The organism is Bifidobacterium pseudolongum subsp. globosum (assembly GCF_000741295.1).
GTDB classification, from domain to species: domain Bacteria; phylum Actinomycetota; class Actinomycetes; order Actinomycetales; family Bifidobacteriaceae; genus Bifidobacterium; species Bifidobacterium globosum.
Genome location: NZ_JGZG01000015.1, coordinates 23,682 through 30,694 on the forward strand (window position 1 = coordinate 23,682; position 7,013 = coordinate 30,694).

General features: G+C 64.1%; 5 protein-coding genes and 1 rRNA gene. 4 read left to right on the forward strand and 2 right to left on the reverse strand.

The genetic code is table 11. The features are described 5' to 3' along the window. Nucleotides 1-45 precede the first annotated feature (45 nt). On the forward strand, nucleotides 46-1,098 hold the full coding sequence (locus BPSG_RS07690; RefSeq protein WP_026644155.1) for a glycosyltransferase: 1,053 nt from the start codon (nucleotides 46-48) through the stop codon (nucleotides 1,096-1,098). Here BPSG_RS07690 and BPSG_RS07695 read toward each other — a convergent pair. Then, nucleotides 1,095-2,069 carry a glycosyltransferase gene (locus BPSG_RS07695; RefSeq protein ID WP_051592132.1) on the reverse strand — a complete coding sequence of 325 codons (975 nt, stop codon included), beginning with the start codon at nucleotides 2,067-2,069 and terminating at the stop codon, nucleotides 1,095-1,097. The genes BPSG_RS07690 and BPSG_RS07695 overlap by 4 nt on opposite strands. 137 nt (nucleotides 2,070-2,206) lie before the next feature. Continuing rightward, nucleotides 2,207-3,820: a sialate O-acetylesterase gene (locus BPSG_RS07700; RefSeq protein WP_080699289.1), complete on the reverse strand. Its 1,614-nt coding sequence runs from the start codon at nucleotides 3,818-3,820 to the stop codon at nucleotides 2,207-2,209. A gap of 158 nt (nucleotides 3,821-3,978) precedes the next feature. Here BPSG_RS07700 and glf point away from each other — a divergent pair, with 158 nt between their 5' ends. The 3 genes from glf to BPSG_RS07715 form a co-directional block, all read left to right on the forward strand. Further along, complete coding sequence (glf, locus tag BPSG_RS07705) at nucleotides 3,979-5,163, forward strand: UDP-galactopyranose mutase (RefSeq protein WP_026644153.1); 1,185 nt, start codon at nucleotides 3,979-3,981, stop codon at nucleotides 5,161-5,163. 87 nt (nucleotides 5,164-5,250) lie between these two features. Continuing rightward, nucleotides 5,251-6,360 (forward strand): acyltransferase family protein, encoded by a 1,110-nt coding sequence (locus BPSG_RS07710; protein ID WP_080699294.1) that lies wholly within the window; start codon nucleotides 5,251-5,253, stop codon nucleotides 6,358-6,360. A 453-nt stretch (nucleotides 6,361-6,813) separates the two neighbouring features. Beyond that, nucleotides 6,814-7,013 (forward strand): 16S ribosomal RNA (locus tag BPSG_RS07715); the annotation flags it as partial.

A 7,013-nucleotide genomic window follows, 5' to 3' on the forward strand; every position in this document is an offset into this window, starting at 1 on the left:
CGTGGCCGATAGCACCCGCGCACGCGCCCCGGGTATGCTGGAGCCATGCGTTATTCCGTCACCGCCGTCGTGGTCTCCTACAACCGCGAAGACCTGCTCGCCGAATGCCTCGCAGGCATCGACCGGCAGACGCGCCAACCCGACCGCCTGATCATCATCGACAACGCCAGCACCGACGGTGCGCTCATCGTCGCCCGCCGTTTCGCCGCGCGCACCGCCATCCGCACGCGCGTGGTGGCGCTGCCGCGCAACATGGGCGGCGCCGGCGGCTTCACCGCGGGGATCGCGCTCGCCGTCGAACCGCTCATGCAGCCGCTCGGCCCGCACGCCTTGGGCGCCGGCTACCGCATGGGCGGCTACGAGCCGCAACGGGGCCTCGTGCACGACGTGTGGCTCATGGACGACGACACCGTGCCGCTGCCGAATGCGCTTGAGGAACTGCTGCGCGCCTCTGACGCGTGCGTCGCGCAGAACGGCCGCGTGCCGGTGGCCTTGGGGTCGAAGGCCGTGTGGACCGACGGCCGCGAACACCTGATGAACAAGCCGCGCCCCCGCACGCACCCTGCGAAGGGCGGCACGAAACTGCGCGGTTTCCCCTCCGCCTACCAGACGCGTTCGCTCTCGTTCGTTTCGTGCCTGCTCAACGCGGACACAATCGCCGCCATGCGCCGGCTGCCCAAAACCGCGTATTTCCTGTGGAACGACGACTACGAATACACCACCGCGCTGCTCAAACGGCACATCGGCTACTACGTGCCCGCAAGTGAGGTGGTGCACAAGACGAAGGTCTTCGGTTCGAGCGACGCCGATCCGGGCGCACGCTTCTACAACGAGGTACGCAACAAGATCTGGCTGTGGCGCGGGTCGCGCGGCAATTTCACGCGCACCGAACGTGTGCTGTTCCTGTTGAAGACCGTACGCCGCTGGGCGTTGACATGGCTGCGCTCGCCAGACCGCACGGTCATCGCCGACTGCCTGCGCCGCGGTTGGCATGACGGCTGGCATACCACGCCCGAACGCAATACGCGCATCGATTTCGGCGACGTCGCAGTGAACCGCGCCGTGCGCGCGTGCGAAGGCGCGCCCACTGACGATTAGGACGCGCTCGTCGCGTCTTCGCTGTCGTCCGGCGCGCTGTGGCGGCCGCGTTTTGGTGGCTCCGGCTGTTCGGGTGCGCCCGCGAGCGCGTCATTGCGCTTGTCGACGATCGCATGGTAGGCGCGGCGGCGGATCGCCATCGGCGTGAGCCGGTACGCCGCGCGCACGGCCACATTGCGCAGGAACTGCCAGGGTGTGGTGAATCCGTCGCGCATGAACCGCCACTGCAGGCGGCATTCCTCAACGAACATCGAGAATCCGCCGCGCCGCTCATACGCCTCTTTGTTCGTGCGGTAGAGCACAAGCGGCTCGGGCACGTTGAGGAACTGCGCGTGGTTGAGCATCATGCGCTCCCACAGCATGTAATCCTCGAACCGGCCGGCGTCTTCGGGGTAGCCGCCCGCCGCGATCACCGCGGATTTGCGGAACACGACGCTCGGGTGGTGGATCGGCGACTGCAGGCGCGCGTATTTCGCGAGTTCGGCGCCTTCCGCCGGCAGCAGGCGCACCTGCCCGGGTTCGCGCTCGTCACCGCTGAATTCGCGGATCGCACTGCCCAGCACATCCACATGGCCCGAGCCGTCCGCCCGCGCATGCGACGCCGCGCGCGACGACGCGACGAATTGCGGGATGATTGTGGCGAAACGGTTCGGCAGCGAGACGTCGTCGCAATCCGCACGCGCGATGTATTCGTACAGGCAATGCTCAAGCCCCACGTTGAGCGCGTGGGCGAGCCCATGGTTCTCCTCGAGCGGCACTACCGTGACGGTGGGGGCGGGCATGCCCGGGTGTTCGACGGCGAACCACACTGCCATCGTGGAGGGCAGCGAATCAAGGTACCGCTGGATGTCGTCGGGCACCGGGCCATCGCGCACGATCACGAGCTGCGCAGGCGGCAGTGTCTGCTCGATCGTGCCCGACTGCACGGCGCGCTCAAGCTCACGAAGTGTGTTGCCACCGTACACCGACATGAGCAGGGTGAACGGCGGCAGTTCGCGTGTGGGTTGCTGGTCCGACTTCTTCACGGTTCCATCGTAAACCACACACAATGACGAAGCGATGTGCAGGCGCGTGCATTTCCACGCCTAAGCGAACGCCGCCGGCTCGTTCACCGCGAAACCGCAAGGATGAACGGGCTCGCCGGCAGGGCGCTCGCGTTGTACAGCAGACTATCGCTGTGCGGCTCGCCGGCCCACAGGTACCGCACTTGGCTGATTGCGCGCACCTGCGGGCAGCGCAATATGACGGTGTCGCCATTGATTGAGGCCGTGGCCTTGTGGAACTCGCCACTGGAATCGGCCACTTCGAACCCTTCGACCGGTTGCGAGGTAGCAGTCGCCACCGCGTCGGCGCTCGCCGAGAGCGAATAATCCGGTTTCATCGCGCGCAATCCCTGTGCGGTGCCGTTTCGGAACGCCAGTTGCACGGTGCCGTCGCCGGTGCGGCGTGCAGTGGCGGCGAGCGGGCCGGAGGGAATCGCCTTGTGCGCGCGAATCGCCCGCCACTGGCTTGCCATGCGCGCGGCGATGATGTCTTTGCCGAGCGGGTGGATCACCGAAGACGTGCCTTTGTCGGTGTCGATCGTCACGGTCATGCCGAGATTCGCCGTGTTCTTCAGATTGGGGTCGGTCAGTGTGTCCAGCTGCGCCTGGCGTACATACTGCGTGTACTGTGCGCCGCCCCAGCGCGCGAGCTGCACGTAGAGGAACGGCATGTCCGGATCTTCGAACACCGTGCGGTAGTCGTTGATGAGCGTGCTGAACTGCGCCTCGTAATCGAGCGCGTTCTGCAGCTGCCACGCGTCATTGCAGCCCTGGTACCAGATCACGCCGGCGATGCGCATACCGCGCAACGGCGCGATGTGGTTCTTGTAGATGCGGCCGCCTGGTACATGGTCGCGGATCGGCGTGCCGCCCCACGCCGTCTGGATGATGCCGATCGGCACATGCGGCTCGTCTGCGCGCAACCGCTGCGCGAAGAGCTGCGGCAGATAGCCCAGATACTGCGCGTCCGTGCCGGTGCAGGGCTTCCATTGGCCGTCCATCACACTGTCGACCGGAAAATCGGCGCCCTCGGTGGTGTGCGCGGCGCGGATGAAGTGGATGCCCGGGTCGTCCACAAGCGCGGGCAGGTCGCTGAGTGTGAACGTGGAGCCGAGGTTCCTGCGCGCCCGGTCCGCCGTGCCGTAATACTGCTGGTAGTTGAGTTCCATGTTCGATTGCCCGCTCGCCACAAACACGTCGCCGATGTACACCGTGTTCAGGTGGAACACCGTCTGGTCACCGTACGCCACAGTCAGTTCGTATGGCGTCTCGCTCGCCGGCAGTGCGTCAAGTGTGGCGGTGAACCGGTTGTCCTTCACCGTGGCCTTCCCCGCGCACCGCGTGCCGTCGCCAGTCAGCGTCACGGTGATCGCCGAGACGTCCACCTCGCCATCCTGCCGCGCGATCAGCCCACTGAGTGTGATCGGGGCGTCGCGCTGCAGCACCATCTGCTCAGCGACATACGGCTGCATGGCCACCGACACTTCGCCAGATGCGGTGCTCGCACTGTTGCTCGGCGCGGTCATGGCGCTGGTGTTGTGTGCACTGCCACACGCGCCCGCGCACACGGCGAGGCACAGTGCGAGCAGCAGCGCAAGCGCGCGTCTGCAGTCGTGCGGCAGGTGCGGTGTGCGCGCCGGTGCGGATGAAATACGTGTGGTTCGCGCTGTGTGCAGCATGGGTCTACCTCGGTTCGCGACGGGTCGGCGGGCCGGGAACGCCCGCTGTGTTGTTTCCTAGGGTAGCTCTACCATTCATAAGCACGGGGGCAGCGCACCGCGCAGTGCGGATGGGACTGTTCCGCATAGCAGAGGAGCAACGGCGAAAGGAAGCGGATATGGCGTCCGAGAACAACGAATACCCGGATCTGGTCATTGTGGGGGCGGGCCTGTTCGGCCTCACGGTGGCGCAGCAGGCGGTCGAGAAGCTGGGTGTGAACGTGCGCATCATCGACGTGCGCGACCACATCGGCGGCAACGCCTACTCATATATGGATCCGGAGACCGGCGCCGAAATCCACAAATACGGCGCACACCTGTTCCACACGTCCAACAAACGCGTGTGGGATTACGTGAACCGTTTCACGTCGTTCACCGATTATGTGCACCGCGTCTATGCCACGCATGATGGCGAGGTCTACCCGCTGCCGATCAATCTGGGCACGGTCAACCAGTTCTTCCGCGCGCACTACACGCCCGCCGAAGCCAAGGCGTTGATCGAGGAGCAGGCCGGTGAGCTCGCGGGCACCGATCCGGCGAATCTCAACGACCAGGGCATTTCGCTCATCGGGCGCCCGCTGTACGAGGCGTTCATCAAGAACTACACCGCCAAGCAGTGGCAGACCGACCCGAGCGAACTGCCGGCGAGCATCATCAAGCGCCTGCCTGTGCGCTTCAACTACAACAACCGCTACTTCAAAGACACGTGGGAGGGCCTGCCCGTCGACGGCTACACCGCATGGTTTGAGAAGATGATCGACGACCCGCGCATCGAAGTCTCGCTCAACACTGACTTCTTCGACGAATCGCAGCCGTACAACAAGAAGGCACTGCTCGAAGCGGGCGTGCCGGTCGTCTACACCGGCCCGGTGGACCGTTATTTCGACTACGACCTGGGCGAGCTCAAATGGCGCACCGTGGACTTCAAGGAGGTGCGCTACGACGAAGGCGACCATTTCGGCTGCCCGGTCATGAATTTCTCCGACGCCGACGTGCCGTACACGCGCGCCATCGAATTCAAGAATTTCAACCCGGAGCGCGCGGACCAGCAGAACCCCGACAAGACCGTGGTCTGGGAGGAGTATTCGCGTTTCGCGGACCGCGACGACGAGCCGTATTACCCGATCAACACCGAGGCGGACAAGGCGCTGTACGCGCAGTACAAGCAGAAGGCCGCCGAAAAGCCGAACGTCGTGTTCGGCGGGCGTTTGGGCACATACGCGTATTACGACATGCACAATGTGATCGATCAGGCGCTCACCGCGTATGAGGAGCAGATCGAACCGATGCTCAAGAAGGACTGATCCGCAACAGGCTGAAGCGCACGCGGGCCGGGCACTGCGCCCGGCCCGCGTGCTGTGCGTGAGAGGGAGGGACCAAGGATGCCGGCTGTGCAGCGGATCCGTTTTTTCGATATGGCCAAGGGCATCGGCATCCTGTGCGTGGTGCTTGGGCATGCCGCTATCGAATCGATATTCGTGGAGCCGTCGAACACGGCGCAATGGGCCATGGCAACGTGCTTTTCGTTCCATATGCCGCTGTTCTTTCTGATCGCCGGGTACTTCATGCACCCCGAGCGTGATTTCCAGTGGCGCAAAGAGGGCAAGCAGCTCGTGCTCACCTATGCCATCACGGCGTGCCTCGTGGTTGCGGGCGCCGGTGTGATGGCCAAACTGCGGAACCTCAACGTGCGCGATATGGTGCGCTTCTGGGCCGATGCCGCGTGGTACGGCTCCGGTGACGTCTCCGCCAACACGATGTGGGAGGTGCAGGGGCGCATCGGCGCCATCTGGTTCCTGCTCGCCATGTTCTGGGCGCGTCTGCTCATGCACATCTTCGCGCGCATGCCCTATACCGGCTGCTGGGTGGCCGGCAGCTTTGTGATGGGTTGGGTTTCAAGCCGCAGTGTGTGGCTGCCGTGGAGCTTCCAATCGGGCATGTGCGCGGTGGCGTTCGTGTACTTGGGTGTGCTCGCCAAGCGGTACGACGTGCTGGGGCGTGTGCGCCGCTACCCTTGGATTTGGGCTGTGGCGGTGGCGTTGTGGGCGCTCGCGATCTGGAAGTTCACCGGATTCAGCATGGCCATGAACAATTACGGGGTGCACCCGGTGATGGCGGCGGTCGGCAGCATCGCCGGCACCTTGTGCATCATCGGCCTGTGCCAACTGCTCGACCATGTGCAGTGGATCGGCGCCGTGCTCAGCCGCGCGGGCCAGGCCACACTCGCCATCCTGTGTGTGCATCTGATCGAAGACGATGTGCTGCCATGGGGCGAATGGCTCGTGACGCTGCACGCGAAGACGATTGGCGTACCGCTCGTGGCGGTGGCGTTCTGCGCGCATCTGGTGATCGACTTGCTGGGTGCGTGGGCGTTGTATTACGTGCCGGTGGTGAACACGTGGTTCTACCCGACGCTCGCCAAGGCGAAGGAGCAGGCCAAGGTGGAAGGCGAGCGGCCACTGGCCGCGCCGGCCGGTGGTGGGGTTTCCGCGGCGCAGTGATGCGCGCTGGTGATGTGTTTGTCCGAGGGGCGGCTGCGTTGCAGTCGCCCCTCTGGTGTTGTGTATGTAGGTTTGGTGGTTGTGTGACACGCCGGTGGAGGTGTTGTGGTTGTTGGGTTTTGTGGGTTGCGACACGCCGGTGGGTTGTGTTGGTGGGGGTTGTGGTGTAGGTTTTTCTCTTGCTGCCGCTCGCGGTCTGGTCCGGTTCTTCCGGGTCGGGGTTGTGGGTGTGTTTGGTGGTTTGAGAACTCAATAGTGTGTACTGTACTACTTGCCATGGGTCGCATCCGTGTGGGTGTGGCTTGTGGTTCTTGATTGCCAGTCCGATGCCCGCCCGTGTGGTACCCGAGGGGGTTTGATGGGTGTCGGGGTTTTTGTGTGACCGTCCTTCCTTATTGGATGGTCCGTCTTTTTTCTTTTTGAGAGCCGTTTGTTGGCTTTCCATGAAGGTTTTTTGTGGAGGGTTCGATTCTGGCTCAGGATGAACGCTGGCGGCGTGCTTAACACATGCAAGTCGAACGGGATCCTGGCAGCTTGCTGCCGGGGTGAGAGTGGCGAACGGGTGAGTAATGCGTGACCGACCTGCCCCATGCACCGGAATAGCTCCTGGAAACGGGTGGTAATGCCGGAATGTTCCACATGAGCGCATGCGA

Coding starts and splice junctions, on each gene's coding strand:
- BPSG_RS07690 (WP_026644155.1), top strand. CDS start 46: ATGCGTTATTCCGTCACCGCCGTCGTGGTCTCCTACAACCGCGAAGAC.
- BPSG_RS07695 (WP_051592132.1), bottom strand. CDS start 2,069: ATGTCGGTGTACGGTGGCAACACACTTCGTGAGCTTGAGCGCGCCGTG.
- BPSG_RS07700 (WP_080699289.1), bottom strand. CDS start 3,820: ATGCTGCACACAGCGCGAACCACACGTATTTCATCCGCACCGGCGCGC.
- glf (WP_026644153.1), top strand. CDS start 3,979: ATGGCGTCCGAGAACAACGAATACCCGGATCTGGTCATTGTGGGGGCG.